The sequence below is a fragment of the Luteimonas sp. MC1750 genome (assembly GCF_016615955.1).
In the GTDB taxonomy this organism is placed as follows: Bacteria; Pseudomonadota; Gammaproteobacteria; order Xanthomonadales; family Xanthomonadaceae; genus Luteimonas.
This window is the reverse complement of record NZ_CP067113.1, coordinates 1,028,481-1,051,053: the sequence shown is the minus strand read 5'-3', so window position 1 is coordinate 1,051,053 and position 22,573 is coordinate 1,028,481. Positions and strand designations below refer to the sequence as shown.

Below are 22,573 nucleotides of genomic sequence, written 5' to 3'. Positions count from 1 at the left end.
TCGCCACTTAGCCAAATCCGCAGTCTGGATGGCTGCCCACCCTCCATGGCTATGCGGTGGCTAGAAAAAGCTGGTTCACTGCGGTTCACTGCGGTCCAGTCCGAAGGCGACGCCTACTCATCCATTGCTCTAACTCATTGAATAAGCAAGCAAAACCGGCAATGGCAACTGACCTGCAATCCCACACGCCACTGATGAAGCAGTTCTTCGCCGCCAAGGCGGAGCACGCCGACGTGCTGCTGTTCTTTCGCATGGGCGACTTCTACGAGCTGTTCTTCGACGACGCGCGCAAGGCGGCCAGGCTGCTCGACATCACCCTGACCCAGCGCGGCAGCTCCGGCGGGCAGCCGATCCCGATGGCCGGCGTGCCGCACCATGCCGCCGAGGGCTATCTCGCGCGCCTGGTGGCGCTGGGTGAATCGGTCGCCATCTGCGAGCAGGTCGGTGACCCGGCCACCAGCAAGGGCCTGGTGGAGCGCAAGGTGGTGCGGATCGTCACGCCCGGCACGGTCACCGACGAGGCGCTGCTGTCGGAACGCCGCGACACCCTGCTGCTCGCGGTCAGCCGCGGCCGCGACGGCTATGGCCTGGCCTGGGCCGACCTGTCCGCCGGCCGCTTCCTCGCCAACGAGGTCACGGGTGACGACGCGCTGGAAGCCGAACTCGCCCGCCTCGACCCGGCCGAGCTGCTGCTGCCCGACGAGGAAGGCTGGCCGGCCTGCGCCACCTCGCGCAGCGGCCTGCGCCGGCGCGCGCCCTGGCTGTTCGACGCCGACAGCGGGCGCCGCCAGCTGCTGCGCTTCTTCGAACTGCACGACCTCACCGCCTTCGGCATCGACGACCGGCCGCAGGCGATCGCGGCGGCGGGCGCGCTGCTCGGCTACGTGGAGGAAACACAGAAGCAGCGCCTGCCCCACCTCACCTCGATCGCGCTCGAGTCCAGCGACGGCGCGATCGCGCTGAACGCGGCCACGCGCCGCCATCTCGAGCTCGACACGCGCGTCGACGGCGAGCAGAAGCACACCCTCCTCGGGGTGCTCGACAGCACGGTGACGCCGATGGGCGGACGCCTGCTCCGGCGCTGGCTGCACCGGCCGCTGCGCGACCGGACCGTCGTCGGCGAGCGCCAGCACGCCGTGTCGGCCCTGCTCGACAGCGACGCCGGACGCGACCTGCGCGAGCGCTTCCGCGGGCTCGGCGACGTGGAGCGCATCCTCTCGCGCATCGCGCTGCGCTCGGCGCGGCCGCGCGACCTGTCCACGCTGCGCGATGCGCTGGGCATGCTGCCCGGCGTGCGCACGCTGCTGGGCCCGGTGGATTCGCCGCGCCTGCAGGCGCTGGTCGACGGTCTCGGCGAGCACGCCGCGCAGGCGGCACTGCTGGCCGACGCCCTGGTGGAACAGCCACCGGTGCTGGCGCGGGACGGCGGGGTCTTTGCCGACGGCTTCGATGCGGAGCTGGCCGACCTGCGCCGGCTGTCGACCCATGCCGACCAGTTCCTGGTCGAGCTGGAGGCCCGCGAGCGCGAGGCCAGCGGCATCCCCACGCTCAAGGTCGGCTACAACCGCGTGCACGGCTATTACCTCGAGGTCGGCAAGGCGCACGCGGCCAGGGCGCCGACCCACTACACCCGGCGGCAGACGCTGGCCAACGCCGAGCGCTACATCACCGAGGAGCTGAAGGGCTTCGAGGACAAGGTGCTGTCCGCGCGCGAACGTGCGCTGGCCCGCGAGCGCCTGCTGTACGAGCAACTGCTGGACGAACTCAACCTGCACCTGGAATCGCTGAAGCGCTGTGCCGGAGCGCTCGCCGAGCTCGACGTGCTGGCGGGCCTGGCCGAGCGCGCGCATGCGCTGGACTGGGCGCGGCCCGAGCTGGTCGACGCGCCCTGCCTGGAGATCGAGCGTGGCCGCCACCCGGTGGTCGAGGCGGTGCGCGACGAGCCCTTCGAGCCCAACGACCTGGTGCTCGGCGACGACCGCCGGATGCTGGTCATCACCGGGCCCAACATGGGCGGCAAGAGCACCTACATGCGCCAGAACGCGCTGATCGTGCTGCTGGCCTACATCGGAAGCTTCGTGCCCGCCGCGCGCGCGCGGATCGGCCCGATCGACCGCATCCTGACCCGGATCGGCGCGGGCGACGACCTCGCCCGCGGGCAGTCGACCTTCATGGTCGAGATGAGCGAGACCAGCCACATCCTGCACCACGCGACGCCGCAGTCGCTGGTGCTGATGGACGAGATCGGCCGCGGCACCTCGACCTACGACGGCCTGGCGCTCGCCGAGGCCTGCGCGCGCCACCTGGCCGGCCACAACCGCTGCTACACGCTGTTCGCGACCCACTACTTCGAACTCACGGCGCTGGCCGCGCCCGGCAGCGGCATCGCCAACGTGCACCTGGACGCCGTCGAGCACGGCGAGACGCTGGTCTTCATGCACGCGGTGAAGGAAGGCCCGGCCAACCGCAGCTTCGGGCTGCAGGTGGCGGCGCTGGCCGGGCTGCCGAGGCCGGTGCTGCGCCAGGCCCGCGGCCGCCTGGCCGAACTCGAGCAGCAGGGCCCGGCCGCCCGCCCGCCGCTGTCGGCCGAGGTGCTCGACGCGCCGCAGCAGTACGGCCTGTTCTCGCCCTCATCGGCCGCCCTCGACGCGCTCGCCGGCATCGATCCCGACGAACTCACGCCCAAGCAGGCGCTGGAAGCGCTGTACCGGCTGAAGGCGCTCACGTGACCGTCGGCGGCGAAGACGACAGGCCCCGCTCCGACCACGGCGGCCCCGCCGGCGTCCTGTCCGCGGGCGTCCGTATCGACGCCCTGCTCACCGGCATCGCCGTGCCCTATACGCGCGCGGGCAGCCGCAGCGCCATCGCCAAGGCGCCGCGCGGCGGACCGGTGCACATCGGCACCTTGGGCCTCGACGGCGACGAACAGGGCGACCCGCGCGTGCATGGCGGCGTCGACAAGGCCGTCCACCACTATCCGCGCGACCACTACGCGGCCTGGCGCGCGGAACTCGGCGACCTGCCGCTGCTGGCCGCGCCCGGTGCCTTCGGCGAGAACCTGAGCAGCACCGGCCTGGACGAGGGCAGCGTCTGCCTGGGCGACCGGTTCTCCCTCGGCGGGGCGCTGCTGGAGGTGAGCCAGGGGCGGCAGCCATGCTGGAAGCTCAATGACCGCTTCGGCGTGTGCGACATGGCGCGACGCGTGCAGGACACCGGCCGGACCGGCTGGTACTACCGCGTGCTGCGGCCCGGCCACGCCAGCGCCGGCGACGTGCTGGAACTGGTCGAACGGCCCTGCCCCGGCTGGCCCCTGCGGCGCCTGATGCGGCTGCTGGCCGATCGCGTGCTCGACGCCGCACAGCTGGCCGAGGCCCTGCAGCTCCCGTTGGTGCCGTCCTGGCGCACGGTGCTCGAGCGCCGCCTGGCGACGAGCCAGGTCGAGGACTGGACGCGGCGCATCGACGGACCGGCGGACGGGTGACCCGCGCGCGGGGTCGCGCGTACGATCGGGGTCCCGGACGACAGGAGTGCTGACATGGCCATGCTCACCGACGATCTCGCCGCCCAGCTGCAGGGCGGCCCCGCCAGCCAGCTGGCCCAGCAGCTCGGCATCAGCCAGGAGCAGTCCTCGGCCGCGATCAAGGCGGCGCTGCCGCTGATCCTGGGTGCACTCGGCCGCAATGCCAGCCAGCCGCAGGGCGCACAGGCGCTGTTCGGCGCGCTGCAGAAGGACCACGCAGGCGTCGATCTCGGCAGCGTGCTGGGCGCGGTGCTGGGGGGCGCGCCGCAGGGCCGCCAGACCGACGGCGCGGGCATCCTCGGCCACATCTTCGGCGGCCAGCAGCCGCGCGCCGAGGCCGGCGTTGCCCAGGCCACGGGGCTCGGCCAAGGCCAGGCCGGCCAGCTGCTGCGGATCCTGGCGCCGATCGTGATGGCCTACCTCGCCAAGCGGATGATGTCCGGCGGGGGTTCGCAGCAACCGGCGGGCGCGCAGGCGCTGGGCGGGCTGCTGGGCCGGGAGCAGCAGGAGATCCGGCAGCAGGGCGGCCTCGGCGGCGGCCTGCTGGGTGCGGTGCTGGACCAGGACGGCGACGGCGAACTCGGCCTTGGCGACCTGGTGAAGCTGGGAGGACTGTTCGGGCGGCGATGATCATTAGGCGGGGCCTATCAATCGATTTCCATCATTCGATTTCACCTTTCTATCGGGCGGTCCTAGAGTCGAGGCACGACTCCGACCGCCACCCACACAGAAAGGGGAACCCCGCACATGAGCAGCAGCGACAGCAGGACGTGTCCGGTCACGCACCTGACCACCGACTTCGGCGCACCCGTGCCCGACAACCAGAACAGCCTGACCGCCGGGCCGCGCGGCCCGCTGCTGGCCCAGGACGTCTGGCTGCACGAGAAGCTGGGCAATTTCGTCCGTGAAGTCATCCCGGAGCGGCGGATGCACGCCAAGGGCTCCGGCGCCTTCGGCACCTTCACCGTCACCCGCGACATCACCAGGTACACCCGCGCCGCGATCTTCTCGCAGGTGGGCAAGACGACCGAGATGTTCGCCCGCTTCACCACCGTCGCCGGCGAGCGCGGCGCGGCCGATGCCGAGCGCGACATCCGCGGCTTCGCGCTGAAGTTCTACACCGAGGAAGGCAACTGGGACATGGTGGGCAACAACACCCCCGTGTTCTTCATCCGCGACCCGCGCAAGTTCCCCGACCTCAACAAGGTGGTGAAGCGCGACCCGCGCACCAACCTGCGCTCGGCGACCTACAACTGGGACTGGTGGACGCTGCTGCCCGAGGCCCTGCACCAGGTCACCATCGTGATGAGCGACCGCGGCATCCCGGCCAGCTACCGCCACATGCACGGCTTTGGTTCGCATACCTACAGCTTCTGGAACGAGGCCGGCGAGCGCTTCTGGGTGAAGTTCCACTTCCGCACCCAACAGGGCATCCGCAACCTGACCGACGCCGAGGCCGCCGAGGCCATCGGCAATGATCGCGAGACACACCAGCGCGACCTCTACAACGCGATCGAGAACGGCGATTTCCCCAAGTGGACGATGTACGTCCAGGTCATGCCCGAAGCGGACGCGGAGAAGGTGCCGTTCCATCCCTTCGACCTGACCAAGGTGTGGTCGAAGAAGGATTTCCCGCTGATCGAGGTCGGCGAGTTCGAGCTCAACCGCAACCCGGAAAACTTCTTCGCCGACGTCGAGCAGAGCGCGTTCGCGCCCGGGACCCTGGTGCCGGGCATCGGCGTGTCGCCGGACAAGATGCTCCAGGCGCGCCTGTTCAACTACGCCGACGCGCAGCGCTACCGGCTGGGCACGAACTACCACCAGATCCCGGTCAACGCCGCGCGCTGCCCGGTGCACAGCAACCACCGCGACGGTATCGGCCGCGTCGACGGCAACTACGGCGGCCTGCCCCACTACGAGCCCAACAGCTTCCAGCAGTGGCAGGAGCAGCCGCAGTACCGCGAGCCGCCGCTGAAGATCGGCGGCGTGGCCGACTGGTGGAACTTCCGCGAGGACGACGCCGACTACTACCGCCAGCCGGGCGACCTGTTCCGCCTGATGACGCCGGCGCAGCAGCAGGTGCTGTTCGACAACACCGCCCGCGCCATGGGTGACGCGCCCGACTTCATCAAGCGCCGCCACGTGGACAACTGCAGCAAGGCCGATCCAGCCTACGGTGCCGGCGTCGAGGCCGCGCTGCGCAAGCTGGGCGCGTTCGCCGCCGGGCAGTCGCCCAACAGCCTGGGCCAGGAGGAGGCGTCCGCGCTGGCGTGAGGCCGATCGCCGTGACGCACGCCGCCTGAGACCAGGGCCGCGGTTCCCTCCAGAGCCGCGGCCCCGCTGCGTCCGGACGGGCTCAGGTGGCGTCGATGTCGCCCAGGGCGCGGATGAGCCGGCGGGCACGCTTGTCGGGCCGGTGCTCCGGCGCGCGGTAGCCGTCGCGGGCCGCGCGCCGGGCAAGGAGCGCTTCGGCGCGCGCCCGGGCCGAGGCCTCCGATTCGCGATAGAGCTGCTGCGCGACGGCCGCAGGCCCGCGGTCGTCCGACAATCCCAGCACCTCGACCTCGAACACGTCCTCGCCGCGCACCACGCGCAGCGCGTCGCCCACCCGCACCGCGCGCGACGCCTTCGGCCGCTGGCCGCCGACCTCGACCTTGCCGGTCTCCAGCGCCTGCCGGGCCAGCGTGCGGGTCCTGAAGAACCGCGCGGCCCAGAGCCACACGTCGATGCGCACGCTGTCGGGGCGCGTGCTGCCGGTTTCGTCCTGCGTCATGCGCGGATTCTAGCGCCGCCTTCAACGCCGCTCTGGCAGGATGCGCCGATGCCGAAACCGTCCACGCGTGACCTCACCGACGGCGCCATCGGGCGCACCCTGCTGGTCTTCGCGCTACCGATCCTCGCCGGCAACGCGCTGCAGTCGCTCAACGGCTCGGTGAATGCGGTGTGGGTCGGACGCTTCCTCGGCGAGGAGGCCCTGGTCGCCACGGCCAACGCCAACAACATCCTGTTCTTCCTGCTGGGCTCGGTATTCGGCATCGGGATGGCGGCGACGATCCTGGTCGCCCAGGCGATCGGCGCGAAGGATGCGGTGCAGGCACGGCGGGTCATCGGCACCAGCGCCAGCTTCTTCGGCGGCCTGTCGCTGCTGGTCGCCGCCGCCGGCCTGCCGCTGGCGCGCCACGTGCTGGCGTGGATGGGCACGCCGGAGGCCTCGCTGCCGCTGGCCGAGGCCTACCTGAAGGTGATCTTCCTGGCGGTGCCCTTCCTCTACATGTTCGCCTTCATCAGCGCGGTGCTCCGGGGTGCCGGCGACACCCGCACGCCCTTCTTCTTCCTGGCGCTGGTGGTGGTGATCGACATCATCGTCAACCCGCTGCTGATCTTCGGCCTGGGCCCATTGCCGCGCATGGGCATCGCGGGCTCGGCCGCGGCCACCCTGGTGGCCAATGCCGCGAGCCTCGCGGCGCTCCTCGCCTGGCTGCGCTGGCGTCGCCATCCACTGTGGATCCCGCGCAGCGAACGCCGCGCCTACATCCCGGACCTCGCGATCGTCCGCGCGCTGGTGGTCAAGGGCGTGCCGATGGGGCTGCAAATGATCCTGGTCTCGCTGGCGATGCTGGTGATGATCAGCATGGTCAACGCGCACGGCGTGGACACCGCGTCCGCCTATGGCGCGACGCTGCAGCTGTGGACCTACGTACAGATGCCGGCCATGGCGGTGGGCGCGGCCTGCACCTCGATGGCGGCGCAGAACGTTGGCGCCGGGCGCTGGGACCGGGTCGGCGGCACCATGCGCGCCGGCGTGGCGTTCAATTTCCTGCTGACCGGTGCGCTGATCGCGCCGCTGCTGCTGTTCGGCCCGCGGATCCTGTCGCTGTTCCTGCCGCCGGGCAGTCCGTCGATCGAGCTGGGCCAGCACATCAACGTGATCGCGATCTGGTCCTTCCTGTTCTTCGGAGTGACCTTCGTGGTGTCGGGCGTGGTGCGCTCGACCGGCGCGGTGATCCCGCCGCTGCTGATCCTGGGCCTGGCCCTCTGGGGCATCCGCGTGCCGTTCGCCAACCTGCTGCAGCCGAGCCTGGGGGCCGACGCGATCTGGCTGAGCTTCCCGGTCAGCGCGCTCTGCGCGATGGCGATGTCGCTTGCCTACTACCGCTGGGGAGGCTGGCGGGAGGCGCGGATGCTGGCCGGCACCGGCGGCCACGAGGCCGATGCGGTCGCGATCCCGGCCGAGGTGCCTTCGCAACCCCCGGGTCCGGTGGCCGACCCCTGCCCGCGGACGTCTGACGAGGAAACGCGAACGGCCGCCCTGGGGCGGCCGTCCGGATCAGCGCTGCGATAGCGCCGGGGCGTTGCTCAGCCGGCCGACTTGGCGGCTTCGGCTTCGGCGGCGGCCTTGGCGCGCGCCTTGGCGTTGCCCGCCAGGTCTTCCTTGATGCGCGCCTTGCGGCCTTCCAGCTCGCGCAGGTAGTAGAGCTTGCCGGCGCGCACGGCGCCGCGGCGCTTGACCTCGACCGAGTCGATCGCGGCGCTGTGGCTCTGGAACACGCGCTCGACGCCGAAGCCGTGGGAAATCTTGCGCACGGTGAACGACGAGTTCAGGCCGGCGTTCTTCTTCGCGATGACCACGCCCTCGTAGGCCTGGACCCGCTCGCGGTTGCCTTCCTTCACCTTGACGTTGACCACGACGGTGTCGCCGGGGCCGAAGACGGGAAGCTGGCGCGTGGCCTGCTCGGTCTCGAAGGTCTGCAGCAGGGTGTTGAGCGAGGGCTTGTTCATGGTGGTTGGATGCCTGTTGGTAGTGCCCTGTGGGCTGTTGTAGCGCGAGTGCACGTGGACCCGCGTCTTGGCGTGGTGACAGCTAGCCGCGCATTCTACCCCGATTCCGACGGGCCGCGCCAGCGCCCGGCCTAGGTCCGGCCAGGCCCGACCCGCGGGAGACCGGCCTCGGCCAGCCCCTCGTCGAGCAGCCGGCGGTCAGCGGCCGGAAGGGCGTCGAGGTCCAGCAGGTCCGGCCGCCTCCGCCAGGTCCGGACCAGCGACTGCTGGCGGCGCCAGCGCGCGATGGCCGCATGGTTGCCCGAAAGCAGGACCGGGGGCACCGTGCCGAGCGCATGTTCGACCGGGCGCGTGTAATGCGGGCAGTCCAGGAGCAGCGGGCCGGCGCCGCCGGCCGGGGCTTCGAAGCTGTCCTGGGCGGCGGACTCGGCGTCGTTGAGCGCCCCCGGCAGCAGCCGGGCCACGGCATCGACCACGACCGCGGCCGCGAGCTCGCCGCCCGACAGCACGTAGTCGCCGATCGAGAGCTCCTCGTCGACCTCGGCCGCCAGCAGCCGCTCGTCCACGCCCTCGTAGCGGCCGCACAGCAGCACCAGCCGCGGCAGCGCCGCCAGCTCCCGGGCCTTGGCCTGGTCGAAGCGGCGCCCCTGCGGGCTCATGTACACGACGCGTGCCGGCGCCGGATCGGCGGCCCGGGCCGCGGCAATGGTCGCGCGCAGGGGGTCGAGCAGCATCACCATGCCGGGGCCGCCACCAAAGGGGCGGTCGTCGACGCGGCGGTAGCTGCCTTCGGCGTGGTCGCGCGGGTTCCAGCCTTCCAGCGACAGCAGGCCACGCGCGGTTGCGCGACCGACCACGCCGTGGCCGGCGACCTGGGCCACGAAGTCGGGGAACAGGCTGATGACGTCGATGCGCAGCGGCGGCCGCGCGGCCGCGTCGCCGGCGCCGGCCAGCTCCGTGGCGTCGGGCGCCACGCTAGAACTCCGGGTCCCAGTCGACCGTGACCAGGCCGGCCTCGAAGTCGACCGACACCACGTAGTCCGGGGTCACGAACGGGATCATGCGTTCGCGATCGCCACGCGCCACCAGCACGTCGTTGGCGCCAGTGGAAAAGAGGTGCGAGACGGTGCCGAAGTCGACCCCCTCGACGGTGGCCACGCGCAGGCCTTCGAGATCCACCCAGTAGTACTCACCGGGTGCCGGCGGCGGCAGCGCCGCGCGCGGGACCCAGACCTCGGTGCCGCGCAGGGCGTCGGCACTCTCGCGGTCTTCGACGCCCGGGAACGTGGCCACCAGTCCCTTCGCGCCGTCGCGCCCACGCACGCCCTCGAGCTCGCGCTCACGTCCCTGCGCGTCGCGCAGGATCCAGGGCTGGTAGCGGAAGATGGTGCGGGCCGGGTCGGTGAACGACTCCAGCTTCAGTTCACCACGCACGCCAAAGGCGCCGTGGACCCTGCCCAGCAGGATGCGGCGCCCTTGGCTGTCCATATGCAGGATGCGGCCGCGCGCGGAGGCGCGGCCCGGACATCAGGCGGCGGCTGCCGCCGTCGCCTTGGCCGCTTCCTTGTACAGGTCGCGGACCTTGTCGGTCAGCTGCGCGCCCTGCGAGACCCAATGGTCGACGCGGGCGGTGTCCAGCACGACGCGCTGCTCGGCGCCCTGCGCGACGGGGTTGTAGTAGCCCACGCGCTCGATGTTGCGGCCGTCGCGCGCGCTGCGCGAGTCGGTGACGATGATGTGGTAGAAGGGGCGCTTCTTGGCGCCGCCGCGGGTAAGGCGGATCTTGACCATGGTGGTTTCCGTGTTGCCCAGTCGCCAGGATGGCGAGGTAAGCCGGGAATTGTAGCCCAGGCCGAAGCCGCGCGAAACCCCGCCCCGCCTCCCCGTCCCGCGCCTAGAGGTCGTCCCAGGGAACGGCGTCCAGAAGGTCCCGCAGCGCGCGGCCGAACCCGGCATCACCGGGAAACACATGGGCATCGACCGCCGCGATGGCGCGGATTCCGCTCGAATTGACCGCGAAGGCGGCGCGCTGCCCGGCCAGCTCGTCGAGGCGCAGCGGCACGCGCTGCTGGGGGATCCGGGCCTCGTGGAGCGCACGCTCCAGCAGCCGCCAGGTCACGCCCGGGAGCGCAGGAGCAAGGGGCCAGGTCACCGTGTCCCCGTCCCAGAAGGCGACGCTCCAGAAGCTGCCTTCGGCGATGCGCCCATCGGGGGCGACCAGGAGTGCATCGTCGTAACCGGCGGACTGTGCCTCCGCGCGCAGCGCGAACTGGGGTTGCAGCGCAAGGTGTTTCACTTCCGGGCAGGCGCGAAGGCCGTGATGGCTGCGCACGCGCAGCGGCGATGCGGGAACGGTGCGCGGCCGCTCGATCTCGACGTCGACACGCAGCAGACGAACCGCGTCGCCCGGTGCCGACGTGTCGTACCGGAACGGCGAAGCGACGGCCGCGTCGTCGTCCGACGACACCCGGGACCCGCCGGGACGCACGCAGACCCGGAGCGTGCGATCGGTCCGGTCGCCGTGCCGCAGACAGGCATCGCGGATTTCCCGCAGCAGCTTGCCCTTGTCCGTACCGATCCCCCACAGGTGCCCGGACGCCTGGCGCAGCCGCAGCAGGTGCAGGTCGCGCCCCTGCACACGGCCCGCGCGCATCTGCATGGTGGTGAAGTGGCCGGCCTCCACGGGATCGTCCGCGGAGGTGGCAAGGGCTTTGGGCACCGCCGGATCCTCCGCCATGCGACGGGCTCCAGCGCTCAGCGGAACGGCATCGCGCCGCGGCCGCCCATCATCCCCTGCAGGCCGCGCATCATGCCCTTCATGCCGCCGCGGCCCAGCTTGGCCATCATCTTTTCCATCTGCTGGTACTGCTTCATCAGCTTGTTGACGTCGGCCGGCGTCACGCCGGAACCGGCGGCGATGCGCTTGCGCCGCGAACCGTTCAGCAGCGCCGGGTTGCGACGCTCCTTCTTCGTCATCGAGTTGATGATGGCGACCATGCGCGGCACTTCCTTGCCGGTGACCTGGTTCTTCACCGAGTCCGGCACCTGGCCCATGCCCGGAAGCTTGTCCATCAGGCCGTGGATGCCGCCCATGCCCTGCATCTGCTCGAGCTGGTCGCGCATGTCGTTGAGGTCGAACTTCTTGCCCTTGGCAACCTTCTCGGCGAGCTTCTGCGCCTTCTCCTTGTCGACCTGCCCTTCCACCTGTTCGACCAGCGACAGCACGTCGCCCATGTCGAGGATGCGGCTGGCGATGCGGTCGGGATGGAAGACGTCGAGCCCGTCGACCTTCTCGCCGGTGCCGATGAATTTGATCGGCCGGCCAGTGATGTAGCGCACGCTGAGCGCCGCGCCGCCGCGGGCGTCGCCGTCGGTCTTGGTCAGCACCACGCCGGTCAGCGGCAGCGCCTCGCTGAAGGCCTTGGCGGTGTTGGCCGCGTCCTGGCCGGTCATGGCGTCGACCACGAACAGGGTCTCGACCGGGTTCACGGCGGCATGCAACGCCTTGATCTCGGCCATCATCGCCTCGTCGATCGCGAGGCGGCCGGCGGTGTCGACCAGCAGCACATCGATGAAGGACCGGCGGGCGTCCTCGATCGCGGCGCGGACGATGTCGACCGGCTTCTGCGCGGCGTCGGACGGGAAAAAGCGCACGTCGACCTGCTTCGCCAGCGTTTCCAGCTGGGCGATGGCGGCCGGCCGGTAGACGTCGGCGCTGACCACCATCACCTTCTTCTTGCGCTTTTCCTTCAGCAGCTTCGCGAGCTTGCCAACGGTGGTGGTCTTGCCCGCGCCCTGCAGGCCGGCCATCAGGATGACCGCCGGCGCCGGCACGTTGAGGTTGAGGTCCGCGGCGGCGGCACCCATGACCGCGGTCAGCTCGTCGCGCACGACCTTGATCAGCGCCTGGCCCGGCGTCAGCGACTTGAGCACTTCCTGGCCAACCGCGCGCACCTTGATGCGCTCGATCAGGGCCTGCACCACGGGCAGCGCGACGTCGGCCTCGAGCAGCGCGATGCGCACCTCGCGGGTGGCCTCGCGGATGTTCTCCTCGGTCAGCCGGCCGCGGCCGCGCAGGCGCTCGATGGTGCCGGAGAGGCGCTGGGTGAGGGACTCGAACATGCGGTGGACCTGCGTGGGGCGTTGGACCGGCAAGTATAGCTTTCGGCCCGTAAGCCGACGCCCGGCCCGGCCCCGGCTCCCCCCTGTAGGAGCGGCTACAGCCGCGATCGCCGACAGGGAGGACGCACCTGGTCATGCCCATGACGATGCCCGCAGGACCACGCAGGGCGATCGCGGCTGTAGCCGCTCCTACAGGGTGGGGGGTGCGGGGGGTCCGGGGGGTGCGGGGGTTCCGGGGGTTCCGGGGGTTCCGGGGGTTCCGCGGGTTCCGGGGGTTCCGGGGGTTCCGGGGGTTCCGCGGGTTCCGCGATTGCCGCGGTTGCCGGGGTTACCGGGGTTACCGGGGTTACCGGGGTCGGCGGCGCGGTGGCGGGCCGCGGCGGCGGACGCTGTCGCGGACGTCGACCTCGAAGGCGAGCGCGAGAGCGGCGTCGCCCCCGCCCAGCGTGAACTCCAGGGCATCCCGGGAAGGCAGACCGGCGACGTAGCCACGGAGGTCGTCATCGGGCAAGCCGATGTGCCAGCCGTCGGAGCCGACGGCGAAGGTCGCTGCCGCGCCCTCGACGATGCGCAGGAAGTGCCCCAATGCAGCGCCCGGGGCCCGGGTCTCGTTCGCCACCACCCCGCCATCCAGGAGACGCGCCAGCTCGTCCTCGTCGATCCGCAGTCGCAACGACTGGCCCTGCAGCTGGACCTTCATCGCGGTCCGGGCTCCGCCGCGGGCGACGCGTCGTCCACGCCGCACAGCGAGCAGCCCTCGCTCCACACGCTGTCGCCGTCCAGGTAGTGCTCCTGCTTCCAGATCGGGCTGGTGTGCTTGACCCGCTCGATCAGCTCGCGGCAGGCGCGGAAGGCCTCGTCGCGGTGCGGGGTGCCGGCGGCGATCACCACCGCCAGGTCGCCGACCCCCAGCCGTCCCCTGGCATGCGCCACGTAGAGCTTCACCTTCGGCCCGAAGCGCGCGTCCATGTCCTCGCAGATGGCGCGGAAGCCGGTCAGCGCCAGCGGCTCGAACATGTCGTAGCTGACACCGGTGACGACCCGGCCGTGGTTCAGGTCGCGCACGCGGCCGGCGAACATGGTCATGCCGCCGAAGCCCGGATCGGACACGAAGGCGATCGCCGCCGCCGGATCCAGCGGGCCGCCGGCGATGTCGCTGACCGCACAGTGGAAGCGCTCCATGCTCAGCCTCCGCTCACCGGCGGCAGCACCGCCATCGGCACGCCATCGGGCACCTGCTCGGCGTCGCGCAGCAGCGTGGTCTCGCTCGCAAACGCCGAGGCCTTGAGCAGCTCGGGCCGGTACGCCGGCCAGTGTTCGCGCCCATGGCGGTCGAGCGCCTCGCGCAGGTCGGCGACGCGCGCCCCGTCGGGCAGGTCCAGTTCCAGCCTCGCGGCGGGGTCGTGCTCGCGAAACGCACCAAACAGGCTCACGACCACCCTCATCGCGCCACCTCCTCGAACTTCAGGCCCTCGGCATGCCCGGGTGCGTAGACCTCCACCATGTCGCCGGCCGCAAAGGCCATCGTGGCTGCAGGCACCACGATCCACGCATTGGCATCGATCAGCGGCTGCACCTTGAACGACTCCTGCCCGTGCAGCACCCGCGCGCGCACCACGCCGTCGGCCAGCTCGACCCGCGCCTTCAGGTGGAAGCGGAGCGCGGCGCGCTTCTGCCAGGGCGCGGCCAGCGGCATCCACAGCGGGCGCTCGGGCGCCAGGCCGGTGAACGCCCGCAGCGCCGCCTCGGCGAAGAAGCGCAGGCCGACCGCGGCCGAGGCCGGATTGCCGGGCAGCCCGAAATACAGCTGGCCGCCGGCCAGGCGGGCGAACAGCAGCGGCCGCCCGGGGCGGATGTCGACCTTGTGGAAGCGGATGTCGGCGCCGATGCCGCGCAGCGCATCCGGCACGAAGTCATGGCGGCCCATCGACACCGCGCCGGTGCTGAGCACCACGTCGGCACCGGCCGCCAGGGCACGCCCGAGGGCGGCGAGGAAGTCCGCCGGCTCGTCGGTCACCGTCTCGCGCAGCACCAGCTCCGCGCCCGCGGCGTCCACGCGCGCGGCGAGGAAGGGCCCGTTGCTGTTGCGGATCTCGCCCGAGGACAGGGGCCGGCGGGGATCATCGACCAGTTCGCGCCCGGTGTTGAGCACGGCCACCCGTGGCCGTCGCCGCACCGCGACCTGGTCGACACCCAGCGAGGCCAGCACCATCACCGCGGCGGCATCCACCGCCCGGCCGGCCGTGAGCACGGTCGTCCCGCGCTCGACGTCCTGCCCGCGCAGGCGCACGTTGTCGCCGGGCTGCACGTCGGCCGTGAGCCGGATGCGGCGCGCGCGCCCGTCGCCGTCGCGCGCCAGCACCTCGACGCGTTCCACCGGCACGACACTGTCCAGGCCGCCGGGCATGCGCGCGCCGGTCATGATTTCCCAGGCCCCGGCGCCCGCGGCGTGCGACGCCTCGTCGCCGGCGACCTGCGAGCCGGCGACCTCGAGCTCCGTACCCGCCGGCAGCGCCCTGCCGTCGGCGAGAAGCGCGAACCCGTCCATCGCGGAATTGTCGAATGGCGGCAGGTCGGCGCCCGCCACCACGTCCTCCGCCAGCACCAGGCCGGCGGCCTCGGCCAGGCTCCGGTGCTCGACCGCGAACGGCGCGGCCTCGTGCAGGATCAGCGCCAGCGCCTCCTCGTGGCTGACCGCGCCGCTCACGCGTGGCCCCCGCCATCGACCATCGCCAGCGCGTGCGCGAGCAGCGGCGCCAGGATGTCCATGCCCTGCTTCGCCGCGCGCTCGCTGCCCGGCAGCGCGAACACCAGCATCCGCCCGACCTGGACCACCTCGGCGCGGCTCAGCCAGGCCATCGGCGTGTGCTTCGCGCTTTCGCTGCGGAACATCTCGGCCAGGCCGTCGATGCGGCGGTCGGCCACCGCGCGCAGCGCTTCCGGCGTCGCGTCGTTCGGGCCGAGCCCGGTGCCGCCGGTGCACAGCGTGATGCGCACGCCCTCGCCGGCCAGCGCGCGCAGGCGTCCGGCCAGCGGTTCGACGCCGTCGGGCAGCACCTCGGCCTCGGGCACGCGTGCGCCCAGCCTCCGCAGGCCGTCGACCAGCGCCGGCCCGGACATGTCCTTGTACTCGCCGCGGCTCGCGCGGTCGCTCAGCGTCAGCACCGCGCAGGGCACGTCGGCCAGCGGCGCGATGTCGCGCGGCCGGTAGTGCATCCGCTCGTCGTCGTCCATGCCCTCGGGGTGCAGCCACAGGCCGCTCTTGCCGCCTTCCTTGAACAGCAGGCGGATGCCGCCGATGGCCAGCGCCGGCTCCACCGGCTTGGTCAGGTCATAGAGCGTCAGCAGCGCGGCATTGGCACCTGCCAGCGCTTCCATCTCCACGCCGGTGCGCGCCTCGGTGGCGCATTCGCAGTACACGCGGATGGCGTTGCGCGCCGCCACCGGCACGCAGCGCACCCGTACCAGCTCCAGCGGCAGCGGATGGCACAGCGGCATCAGCGCGGACGCCATCTTCGCGCCCTGCAGGCCGGCCACTTCGGCCATCACCAGCGCATCGCCCTTGGGCAGGCGGCGGCCGACGATCAGCGGGAAGGCGGCCGCGCCGGCGAGCAGCTCGCCCACGGCCACCGCGCGCCGGCGGGTCGCGCGCTTGTTGCGGATGTCGGCCATGTGGAAGGCGGCCGGGCTGTCTTGGGTCGGGCTTTCGTGCGCCATGCTGTGGCTCATCCTCCGATGGATGCCAGGTGCGGGGTGAGACCGGTCTGGCCCTGGTGCAGGCCGTGGCCGGCGGCCTTGAGGCCGAGCTGGGTGCTGATACGCGCGACCAGCGCGTCGAAGTCGTCGTCGGACTGCAGCAGCGGACGCAGGCCGATGCCGAAGTCGCCGAACAGGCACAGGCGCAGGTCGCCGCGCGCGGTGACCCGCAGGCGGTTGCAGCCGGCGCAGAAGTCCTTCGAGTACGGCGCGATGATGCCCACGCGGCCGCGATAGTCGGGGTGGGCGTACTCGCGCGCGGGGCCGGCGTCGGGCGCGCGCGGGCGCAGCGACCAGCCGGCGGCCAGCAGCTGCTGCTCGATCGCTTCCGCGCGCAGGTGGTGGCGCTCGAAGAAGTCGAGGTTGTCGCCGGTGCGCATCAGCTCGATGAAGCGGATCGCGACGTCGCGCCCGCGCAGGTAGTCGAACCACGCGGGCAGCTCGTCGTCGTTGCGGCCACGCAGCAGGACGGCGTTGAGCTTGACCGAGTCGAAGCCGAGCCCAAGCGCCAGCTCGACGCCTTCGGTGACCTCGGCGAAGCGGTCGTGGCCGGTGATCTCGCGGAACCGCCCGGCATCGAGGGTGTCGAGGCTGACGTTGAGCGCGGTCAGGCCGGCCTCGCGCCACGCGCGGACATGGCGCGGCAGGTGGGTGCCATTGGTGGTGATAGCGACGCGGCGGATGCCCGGTACGGTGGCGACCGTCGAGATGATCGGCAGCAGGTCCTTGCGCAACGTCGGCTCGCCACCGGTCAGGCGCAGCTTGCTCATGCCGAGCGCCGCGAAGCCGCGGACCAGGCGCCGGATCTCGTCGGGCTCGAGGAAGCGCGCGCGGCCCTCCGCGCGATAGCCGTCCGGCAGGCAGTAGCTGCAGCTGTAGTTGCACGCCTCCGTCAGCGAGAGGCGCAGATACGGGAACGACCGTCCGAACCGGTCGACCAGGGCCACCATGTTGTGCTCCATTCCGATACAGGGAGGCCGGTCCGTTTCCAGTCCGACCCGGTGGCCCGGAGGCCACGGCCCGGGAGCCATATCCGTGAGGACACAGGCCGCCGGGCTTGGAGTCGCGGAGCCAGGGCTCCGCTTGCCGCCAGCATAGCCGCTCCGCGCGCCGACCGCGGTGCGCGTTCAGCCGGAGAGTCCGTATGCGAAACTGCGCGGATGATTGCCGTGCTCGCCGCCGTCGCGCTGTATCTCCTGGCCACCGGCCTGCTGGTGGCGGAAGTCCGCCGCGGCGGCGCGGGCCGCGCCTGGCTGCCGGCCGCGGCGGTCGCGCTGGTGATGCATGCGGCCGAGCACGTATTTGCCTGGCGCCAGATCGGCGGCGCCGACATGCACTTCTACGCCGCGCTGTCGCTGGTGACCCTCGGCATGGCGGTGCTGACCACGGCGGTGGGCGCGCGTGGGCGCATGGCCACGCTCGGGATGGTGGTGTTCCCGCTCGCCTCCGCGGCGCTGGTGGCAACCCATCTGCACGGCCATCGTCCCCCGGAGCCGCTGGACTGGCGCCTGCAGCTGCATGCCTGGATGGCCCTGCTCGCCTACGCGACCCTGGCGGTCGCGGCGCTGCTCGCGGTCGGGCTGTGGCTGCAGGAGCGCGCCCTCAGCCGCCGCGAGATCCACCACTGGCTGCGCGCGCTGCCGCCCCTGGTCGAGCTGGAGACCCTGCTGTTCCGCACCATCGCGACCGGCTTCGTGCTGCTGAGCGCGACCCTGCTGACCGGCATCCTGTTCGTCGACGACCTGCTGGCGCAGCACCTGCTGCACAAGACCGTGCTCAGCCTGCTGTCGTGGCTGGTGTTCGGGGTGCTGCTGCTGGGGCGCTGGCGCAAGGGTTGGCGCGGCCGTACCGCCGTGCACTGGACCCTGGCCGCGATGGCGCTGCTGGTCCTGGCGTTCTTCGGCAGCAAGTTCGTGCTGGAGCTGGTGCTGCAGCGCGCCTGATCCTGGCTGGGCCGGTCACCCGGCGGCGTCGATGGCGTCGGCCAGGCGCTCGACGCCAACCACCTCCAGGTCCTTGTAGCGGCCGGACTTCGGGGCGTTGGCCTTTGGCACGATCGCGCGCAGGAACCCGTGCGTCGCGGCCTCCTTCAGCCGCTCCTCGCCATTGGGCACCGGGCGGATCTCGCCGGACAACCCGACCTCGCCGAAGGCGATGGTCTTGTCGGCCAGCGGCCGATCCTGCAGCGAGGACAGCACCGACAGCAGCACCGGCAGGTCGGCCGCGGTCTCCTGCACCCGGATGCCGCCGACGACGTTGACGAAGACGTCCTGGTCGCCGGTGGCGATGCCGCCATGGCGGTGCAGCACGGCCAGCAGCATCGCCAGCCGGTTCTGCTCCAGGCCCACCGCCACCCGGCGGGGGTTGGACAGTGGCGATGAATCCACCAGGGCCTGCACCTCGACCAGCAGCGGCCGCGTGCCCTCGCGCGTCACCATCACGCAGCTTCCGGGCTGCCGCGTGCCACCCGACAGGAAGATCGCCGACGGGTTGGGCACTTCCTTCAGGCCCTTGTCGCCCATCGCGAACACGCCCAGCTCGTTGACCGCGCCGAATCGGTTCTTGAACGCGCGCAGCACGCGGAAGCGGCTGCCCGAGTCGCCCTCGAAGTACAGCACCGCGTCGACCATGTGCTCGAGCACGCGCGGACCGGCGATCCCGCCCTCCTTGGTCACGTGGCCGACAAGGAACACCGCGGTGCCGGTCTCCTTGGCGTAGCGCACCAGGCGCGCGGCCGATTCGCGCACCTGGCTGACCGAGCCCGGGGCCGCGGTCAGCGTCTCGGTCCACAGCGTCTGCACCGAGTCGGCGACGATCAGCCGCGGCCTGAGCTTCGAGGCATGCCCGAGGATGTGCTCGACGCAGGTTTCGGCGAGCGCATTGACCCCGTCCAGCGGCAGGCCGAGCCGGTATCCGCGCCCGGCCACCTGGGCCAGCGACTCCTCGCCGGTCACGTACAGCCCGGGCAGCGCCGCCGACATGCTGGCCACCGCCTGCAGCAGCAGGGTCGACTTGCCGATGCCGGGATCGCCGCCCACCAGCACGACCGCGCCCTCGACCAGGCCGCCGCCCAGCACGCGGTCGAATTCGCCGATGCCGGTGCTCACGCGCACCTCGTCGGCCTGGCGCACGTCCGCCAGCGGCATGACCTTCGGCGCCTCGGCCTTGCCGGCCCAGCCGCCGCGGCGCGCCGGCCCGGCCGCCTTGGCCGAGGCCGCGCTTTCGAGCACGATCTCGGACAGCGTGTCCCAGGCCCCGCAGGCCCCGCACTGGCCCTGCCACTTGCTGAAATCGGCGCCGCATTCGTTGCAGACGTAGGCGGTACGGGCCTTGGCCATGGATCGGGATGCCTCGGGGGAAGTGGCCGGAAGGATAGCCGGCGCCCGTCGCGGGGCGCGAGACGCGGCCCGCGCGGTGTCCGATGCGTCGGCCTGTTCACGTTTCCAGTCGGGTCCCCCGCCGTGTTCGGCGGCATCCGGAGCGCAGGCACGTGATCCTCGATTACCTCGACCCGTCCACGCCCGATGACTTCAACTGCCATGTCTGCGTCATCGGGGCCGGGCCGGCGGGGATCGCCATCGCGTCGGCCTTCGCGCAGAGCCGGTTCACGGTCTGCGTGCTGGAAAGCGGCGGACTGGAGAGCGAGCAGGACAGCCAGGCGCTCAATGACGGCGAATCGGTGGGCCCTGCCCTGCTTGACCCCGCGCTGTGCCGGCTGCGCGCCCTGGGCGGCAGCTGCCGGCTCTGGGGCGGCGGCTGCGTGCCCCTGACGCGGCTCGACCTGGAGGCCCGCCCGTGGGTGCCGTCCAGCGGCTGGCCGCTCGATTTCGACGAACTCGTGGCCTGGTGCCGGCGCGCCCGCGACGCCTGCGGCATCGACGCGCGCCACGACATCGGTGACGGTTCGTTCGCCAACGCGCGCTTCCTGCACGCCCTTCCGCTGCGCGGTGAGCACGCCATCGACCGGGTCTGCATCGAGAGCCCGGTGCTGTTCCAGACCCACTACCGGACCCTGTTCCAGGAGTCCGGCAACATCACCCTGCTGCTGCACGCCAACCTGATGGAGCTGGCCGCCGCACGCGACGCCGGCCGGGTGCAGGCCGCGCGCATCGGCGCGCTCGACGGACGCCGCGGCGCCGTGCACGCCAGGCACTACGTGCTCGCCGCCGGCGGCATCGAGAACGCGCGCCTGCTGCTGGCGTCCGACGGCGTGCACCCGGGCGGGCTCGGCAACCGCCACGACCAGGTCGGGCGCCACTTCATGGACCACCCGCGCTGCGTCGCCGGCCAGGTGGTGGGCGGCGACCTTGCCGCGCTGCTGCGGCCGTACGATCGCGACGGACAGCGCGAAAGCCGCCCGCTCTACCGGGAGCTCGGGCTCGCCGACAGCGCGCAGCGGCGCCTGGGCCTGCTCAATGCGCGGGCGCGGCCGATCCCGGTCACCGACGCCGCGCCCGCGGGGCTGCAGGCACTGCGCGAACTGCGCGCGAGCTTCCGTCCACCGGCGCTGGAGGCGGCGAACAAGGTCGATGCCGAGGTGCAGCAGGCACTGGCCAGCGGCATTGCCGGCGCCTCCATGCCGGCCCCGGCACCGCGCAGGAGCAACGGCCGGCGCGCCCGCCTGGCGCTGCGGGTCGGCATGAACGCGAGCGACGTCGCGGGTGCCTTCGCGCGCAGGCTGCGCAAGCGGCCGGTCGACCGCTACAGCCGGGTCGACCTGATGGCCTACTTCGAGCAGGCGCCCAACCCGGACAGCCGGATCACCCTGGGCGAGGCGCGCGACGCGCTGGGCATGCGCAGGGTGCGGGTCGACTGGCGCCTGACAGCGCTCGACCATGCCTCCTACCGCACCAGCGCGGCCCTGCTCGGCGAGGAGGCGGCGCGGTGCTGCGGCGGGCGTTTCGAGGCTTCGCCGTGGGTGCGCGACCCGTCGGTGGAACCCGCCGTGGTCGGGACCGCCCACCACATCGGCACCACGCGCATGGCCAGTCGGCCCGAGGATGGCGTGGTCGATCCGCACTGCAGGGTCCACGGCATGGAGAACCTGCACGTGGCCGGAAGCTCGGTCTTCCCGACCAGCGGCTGGGCCTTCCCGACCTTCACCATCGTCGCGCTCGCGATGCGCCTCGCCGACCGGCTGCGCACCGGGCTGGAGATCGTCGGCCTCTGATGCTTTGACCCCGGCGCCGGGCGCCCCCTACAATACGCGGCCACGCCGGAATAGCTCAGTTGGTAGAGCGGCGCATTCGTAATGCGTAGGTCGTAGGTTCGATTCCTATTTCCGGCACCAGTTGCAGCGATACACCAGAGGGTTGGACGGATCCCGTCCAGCCCTTTGTCGTTCATGGCCGCGCAGGTTCACACGGCCGGTCACGTGCGTCAGTGCGCCCCTACTCCACCAGCTGCAGCCGCAGCTCCTTGGGCAGCGCGAACACCATGCTCTCGGGCTCGCCTGCGAGTTCGCGCACGCCGTCGGCACCCAGCTCGCGCAGCCGCGCCAGCACGCCCTCGACCAGCACGTCCGGCGCCGATGCGCCCGCGGTCACGCCGACGTGGCGGCGGCCCAGCACCCAGCCGGGCTGGATCTCGTCGGCGCCGTCGATCAGGTAGGCCTCCACGCCCTCGCGCTCGGCCAGCTCGCGCAGCCGGTTCGAGTTGGAGCTGTTTGGCGAGCCGACGACCAGCACCAGGTCGCACTCGGCGGCCAGCTCGCGCACCGCGTCCTGGCGGTTCTGGGTGGCGTAGCAGATGTCGTCGTTCTTCGGGCCCTGGATGGCCGGGAAACGCCGGCGCAGGGCCGCGATCACGCTGCGGGTGTCATCGACCGAGAGCGTGGTCTGCGTGGTGTAGGCGAAATTCTCCGGCTGGGCCACCTGCAGCGCCTCGACGTCGGCGACGTCCTCGACCAGGTAGATGCTGCCGCGGCCGCGTTCGCGGTTCCACTGGCCCATCGTGCCTTCGACTTCGGGATGCCCGGCGTGGCCGATCAGCACCACGTCGCGGCCCGCGCGGCAGTGGCGCGCGACCTCGAAGTGCACCTTGGTCACCAGCGGACAGGTGGCATCGAAGACCTTCAGGCCGCGGCGCTCGGCTTCGCTGCGCACGGCCTGCGAGACCCCGTGGGCGCTGAAGATGACCGTGTTGCCGTCCGGCACCTCGTCGAGCTCTTCGACGAAGATCGCGCCGCGCTGCTTGAGGTCGTCGACGACGTAGCGGTTGTGGACGACCTCGTGGCGAACGTAGATCGGTGCGCCCAGGGTCTCGATCGCGCGCTTGACGATCTCGATCGCGCGATCGACGCCGGCGCAGAACCCACGGGGATTGGCGAGCAGGATGTCCATGGCGCCCATTCTACCCGGCGGCGCCTTTACCAGCCCTACGAGCCGGCGGGACCCC

At 71.8% G+C, this 22,573-nt stretch carries 22 protein-coding genes, 1 tRNA gene and 1 riboswitch; of the genes, 8 read left to right on the top strand and 15 right to left on the bottom strand.

Translation table 11 applies throughout. The annotated features are described in order from the left end of the window. Nucleotides 1–161 precede the first annotated feature (161 nt). From mutS to JGR68_RS04925, 4 genes are all read left to right on the top strand, one after another. The gene (gene mutS / locus JGR68_RS04940) at nt 162–2,729 is read left to right on the top strand and encodes a DNA mismatch repair protein MutS (protein WP_199361308.1); all 2,568 of its coding nucleotides are present in this window, start codon (nt 162–164) and stop codon (nt 2,727–2,729) included. 56 nt (nt 2,730–2,785) lie between these two features. Next, complete coding sequence (locus JGR68_RS04935; protein ID WP_199361657.1) at nt 2,786–3,481, top strand: MOSC domain-containing protein; 696 nt, start codon at nt 2,786–2,788, stop codon at nt 3,479–3,481. 54 nt (nt 3,482–3,535) lie between these two features. Beyond that, nucleotides 3,536–4,150 (top strand): DUF937 domain-containing protein, encoded by a 615-nt coding sequence (locus JGR68_RS04930; protein ID WP_199361306.1) that lies wholly within the window; start codon nt 3,536–3,538, stop codon nt 4,148–4,150. A 117-nt stretch (nt 4,151–4,267) separates the two neighbouring features. Further along, nucleotides 4,268–5,794: a catalase gene (locus JGR68_RS04925; RefSeq protein WP_199361304.1), complete on the top strand. Its 1,527-nt coding sequence runs from the start codon at nt 4,268–4,270 to the stop codon at nt 5,792–5,794. A gap of 82 nt (nt 5,795–5,876) precedes the next feature. Here the strand turns inward: JGR68_RS04925 and JGR68_RS04920 are convergent, their stop codons facing one another. Continuing rightward, entirely contained in the window at nt 5,877–6,293 is a 417-nt protein-coding gene (locus JGR68_RS04920) for an RNA-binding S4 domain-containing protein (protein WP_199361302.1), read from the bottom strand. A 48-nt stretch (nt 6,294–6,341) separates the two neighbouring features. Here JGR68_RS04920 and JGR68_RS04915 point away from each other — a divergent pair, with 48 nt between their 5' ends. Continuing rightward, nucleotides 6,342–7,862, top strand: a complete 1,521-nt coding sequence (locus JGR68_RS04915) for an MATE family efflux transporter (RefSeq protein WP_199361299.1) — start codon at nt 6,342–6,344, stop codon at nt 7,860–7,862. 14 nt (nt 7,863–7,876) lie between these two features. Here the strand turns inward: JGR68_RS04915 and rplS are convergent, their stop codons facing one another. The 12 genes from rplS to moaA form a co-directional block, all read right to left on the bottom strand. Beyond that, nucleotides 7,877–8,299, bottom strand: a complete 423-nt coding sequence (gene rplS / locus JGR68_RS04910) for a 50S ribosomal protein L19 (RefSeq protein ID WP_199361297.1) — start codon at nt 8,297–8,299, stop codon at nt 7,877–7,879. 131 nt (nt 8,300–8,430) lie between these two features. After that, the gene (gene trmD / locus JGR68_RS04905) at nt 8,431–9,216 is read right to left on the bottom strand and encodes a tRNA (guanosine(37)-N1)-methyltransferase TrmD (protein ID WP_199361656.1); all 786 of its coding nucleotides are present in this window, start codon (nt 9,214–9,216) and stop codon (nt 8,431–8,433) included. 58 nt (nt 9,217–9,274) lie between these two features. Further along, nucleotides 9,275–9,787: a ribosome maturation factor RimM gene (gene rimM / locus JGR68_RS04900; protein WP_199361294.1), complete on the bottom strand. Its 513-nt coding sequence runs from the start codon at nt 9,785–9,787 to the stop codon at nt 9,275–9,277. Between the two features lie 39 nt (nt 9,788–9,826). Then, the gene (gene rpsP, locus JGR68_RS04895; RefSeq protein ID WP_199361291.1) at nt 9,827–10,090 is read right to left on the bottom strand and encodes a 30S ribosomal protein S16; all 264 of its coding nucleotides are present in this window, start codon (nt 10,088–10,090) and stop codon (nt 9,827–9,829) included. A gap of 103 nt (nt 10,091–10,193) precedes the next feature. After that, nucleotides 10,194–11,036, bottom strand: coding sequence for an aminotransferase class IV (locus tag JGR68_RS04890; RefSeq protein WP_199361289.1), 843 nt, complete (start codon nt 11,034–11,036; stop codon nt 10,194–10,196). Nucleotides 11,037–11,053: 17 nt separating this feature from the next. Further along, the gene (gene ffh / locus JGR68_RS04885) at nt 11,054–12,421 is read right to left on the bottom strand and encodes a signal recognition particle protein (protein ID WP_199361287.1); all 1,368 of its coding nucleotides are present in this window, start codon (nt 12,419–12,421) and stop codon (nt 11,054–11,056) included. Nucleotides 12,422–12,767: 346 nt separating this feature from the next. Next, a complete protein-coding gene (locus JGR68_RS14010; protein ID WP_234446600.1) occupies nt 12,768–13,121 on the bottom strand; it encodes a hypothetical protein in 354 nt (117 codons plus the stop codon). Then, nucleotides 13,118–13,603: a molybdenum cofactor biosynthesis protein MoaE gene (locus tag JGR68_RS04875; RefSeq protein ID WP_199361281.1), complete on the bottom strand. Its 486-nt coding sequence runs from the start codon at nt 13,601–13,603 to the stop codon at nt 13,118–13,120. Before JGR68_RS04875 ends, JGR68_RS14010 begins: the two co-directional genes overlap by 4 nt. 2 nt (nt 13,604–13,605) lie before the next feature. Next, nucleotides 13,606–13,866: a MoaD/ThiS family protein gene (locus JGR68_RS04870; RefSeq protein WP_199361279.1), complete on the bottom strand. Its 261-nt coding sequence runs from the start codon at nt 13,864–13,866 to the stop codon at nt 13,606–13,608. Further along, complete coding sequence (gene glp, locus JGR68_RS04865) at nt 13,863–15,128, bottom strand: gephyrin-like molybdotransferase Glp (RefSeq protein ID WP_234446599.1); 1,266 nt, start codon at nt 15,126–15,128, stop codon at nt 13,863–13,865. The genes JGR68_RS04870 and glp overlap by 4 nt, the downstream gene beginning before the upstream one ends. Next, nucleotides 15,125–16,150, bottom strand: a complete 1,026-nt coding sequence (moaCB, locus tag JGR68_RS04860) for a bifunctional molybdenum cofactor biosynthesis protein MoaC/MoaB (RefSeq protein ID WP_199361277.1) — start codon at nt 16,148–16,150, stop codon at nt 15,125–15,127. The genes glp and moaCB overlap by 4 nt, the downstream gene beginning before the upstream one ends. Beyond that, nucleotides 16,147–17,127: a GTP 3',8-cyclase MoaA gene (moaA, locus tag JGR68_RS04855; RefSeq protein WP_199361274.1), complete on the bottom strand. Its 981-nt coding sequence runs from the start codon at nt 17,125–17,127 to the stop codon at nt 16,147–16,149. Before moaA ends, moaCB begins: the two co-directional genes overlap by 4 nt. Before the next feature lie 6 nt (nt 17,128–17,133). Continuing rightward, nucleotides 17,134–17,240, bottom strand: a riboswitch (molybdenum cofactor riboswitch). 97 nt (nt 17,241–17,337) lie between these two features. On the opposite strand from moaA, the gene ccsA reads away from it, so the two are divergent. Next, nucleotides 17,338–18,120, top strand: a complete 783-nt coding sequence (gene ccsA, locus JGR68_RS04850; RefSeq protein WP_199361272.1) for a cytochrome c biogenesis protein CcsA — start codon at nt 17,338–17,340, stop codon at nt 18,118–18,120. Between the two features lie 15 nt (nt 18,121–18,135). Here the strand turns inward: ccsA and radA are convergent, their stop codons facing one another. Continuing rightward, nucleotides 18,136–19,515 carry a DNA repair protein RadA gene (gene radA, locus JGR68_RS04845; protein WP_199361270.1) on the bottom strand — a complete coding sequence of 460 codons (1,380 nt, stop codon included), beginning with the start codon at nt 19,513–19,515 and terminating at the stop codon, nt 18,136–18,138. A gap of 152 nt (nt 19,516–19,667) precedes the next feature. On the opposite strand from radA, the gene JGR68_RS04840 reads away from it, so the two are divergent. Both JGR68_RS04840 and JGR68_RS04835 read left to right on the top strand, forming a co-directional pair. Then, nucleotides 19,668–21,347 carry a GMC family oxidoreductase gene (locus JGR68_RS04840; RefSeq protein WP_234446598.1) on the top strand — a complete coding sequence of 560 codons (1,680 nt, stop codon included), beginning with the start codon at nt 19,668–19,670 and terminating at the stop codon, nt 21,345–21,347. A 44-nt stretch (nt 21,348–21,391) separates the two neighbouring features. After that, nucleotides 21,392–21,467, top strand: a tRNA-Thr gene (locus JGR68_RS04835). Nucleotides 21,468–21,567: 100 nt separating this feature from the next. Here the strand turns inward: JGR68_RS04835 and ispH are convergent. Next, nucleotides 21,568–22,518 carry a 4-hydroxy-3-methylbut-2-enyl diphosphate reductase gene (ispH, locus tag JGR68_RS04830; RefSeq protein WP_199361267.1) on the bottom strand — a complete coding sequence of 317 codons (951 nt, stop codon included), beginning with the start codon at nt 22,516–22,518 and terminating at the stop codon, nt 21,568–21,570. Nucleotides 22,519–22,573: the final 55 nt, after the last annotated feature.

Bases quoted from the DNA above. Each gene is read 5' to 3' on its own strand.
- JGR68_RS14010 (WP_234446600.1), bottom strand. From the start codon at position 13,121: ATGAAGGTCCAGCTGCAGGGCCAGTCGTTGCGACTGCGGATCGACGAG.
- ffh (WP_199361287.1), bottom strand. From the start codon at position 12,421: ATGTTCGAGTCCCTCACCCAGCGCCTCTCCGGCACCATCGAGCGCCTG.
- ispH (WP_199361267.1), bottom strand. From the start codon at position 22,518: ATGGACATCCTGCTCGCCAATCCCCGTGGGTTCTGCGCCGGCGTCGAT.
- moaA (WP_199361274.1), bottom strand. From the start codon at position 17,127: ATGGTGGCCCTGGTCGACCGGTTCGGACGGTCGTTCCCGTATCTGCGC.
- ccsA (WP_199361272.1), top strand. From the start codon at position 17,338: ATGATTGCCGTGCTCGCCGCCGTCGCGCTGTATCTCCTGGCCACCGGC.
- mutS (WP_199361308.1), top strand. From the start codon at position 162: ATGGCAACTGACCTGCAATCCCACACGCCACTGATGAAGCAGTTCTTC.
- JGR68_RS04920 (WP_199361302.1), bottom strand. From the start codon at position 6,293: ATGACGCAGGACGAAACCGGCAGCACGCGCCCCGACAGCGTGCGCATC.
- JGR68_RS04930 (WP_199361306.1), top strand. From the start codon at position 3,536: ATGGCCATGCTCACCGACGATCTCGCCGCCCAGCTGCAGGGCGGCCCC.
- JGR68_RS04875 (WP_199361281.1), bottom strand. From the start codon at position 13,603: ATGGAGCGCTTCCACTGTGCGGTCAGCGACATCGCCGGCGGCCCGCTG.
- JGR68_RS04925 (WP_199361304.1), top strand. From the start codon at position 4,268: ATGAGCAGCAGCGACAGCAGGACGTGTCCGGTCACGCACCTGACCACC.
- JGR68_RS04870 (WP_199361279.1), bottom strand. From the start codon at position 13,866: ATGAGGGTGGTCGTGAGCCTGTTTGGTGCGTTTCGCGAGCACGACCCC.
- JGR68_RS04915 (WP_199361299.1), top strand. From the start codon at position 6,342: ATGCCGAAACCGTCCACGCGTGACCTCACCGACGGCGCCATCGGGCGC.
- rimM (WP_199361294.1), bottom strand. From the start codon at position 9,787: ATGGACAGCCAAGGGCGCCGCATCCTGCTGGGCAGGGTCCACGGCGCC.
- JGR68_RS04890 (WP_199361289.1), bottom strand. From the start codon at position 11,036: ATGGCGGAGGATCCGGCGGTGCCCAAAGCCCTTGCCACCTCCGCGGAC.
- radA (WP_199361270.1), bottom strand. From the start codon at position 19,515: ATGGCCAAGGCCCGTACCGCCTACGTCTGCAACGAATGCGGCGCCGAT.
- moaCB (WP_199361277.1), bottom strand. From the start codon at position 16,150: ATGAGCCACAGCATGGCGCACGAAAGCCCGACCCAAGACAGCCCGGCC.
- rpsP (WP_199361291.1), bottom strand. From the start codon at position 10,090: ATGGTCAAGATCCGCCTTACCCGCGGCGGCGCCAAGAAGCGCCCCTTC.
- rplS (WP_199361297.1), bottom strand. From the start codon at position 8,299: ATGAACAAGCCCTCGCTCAACACCCTGCTGCAGACCTTCGAGACCGAG.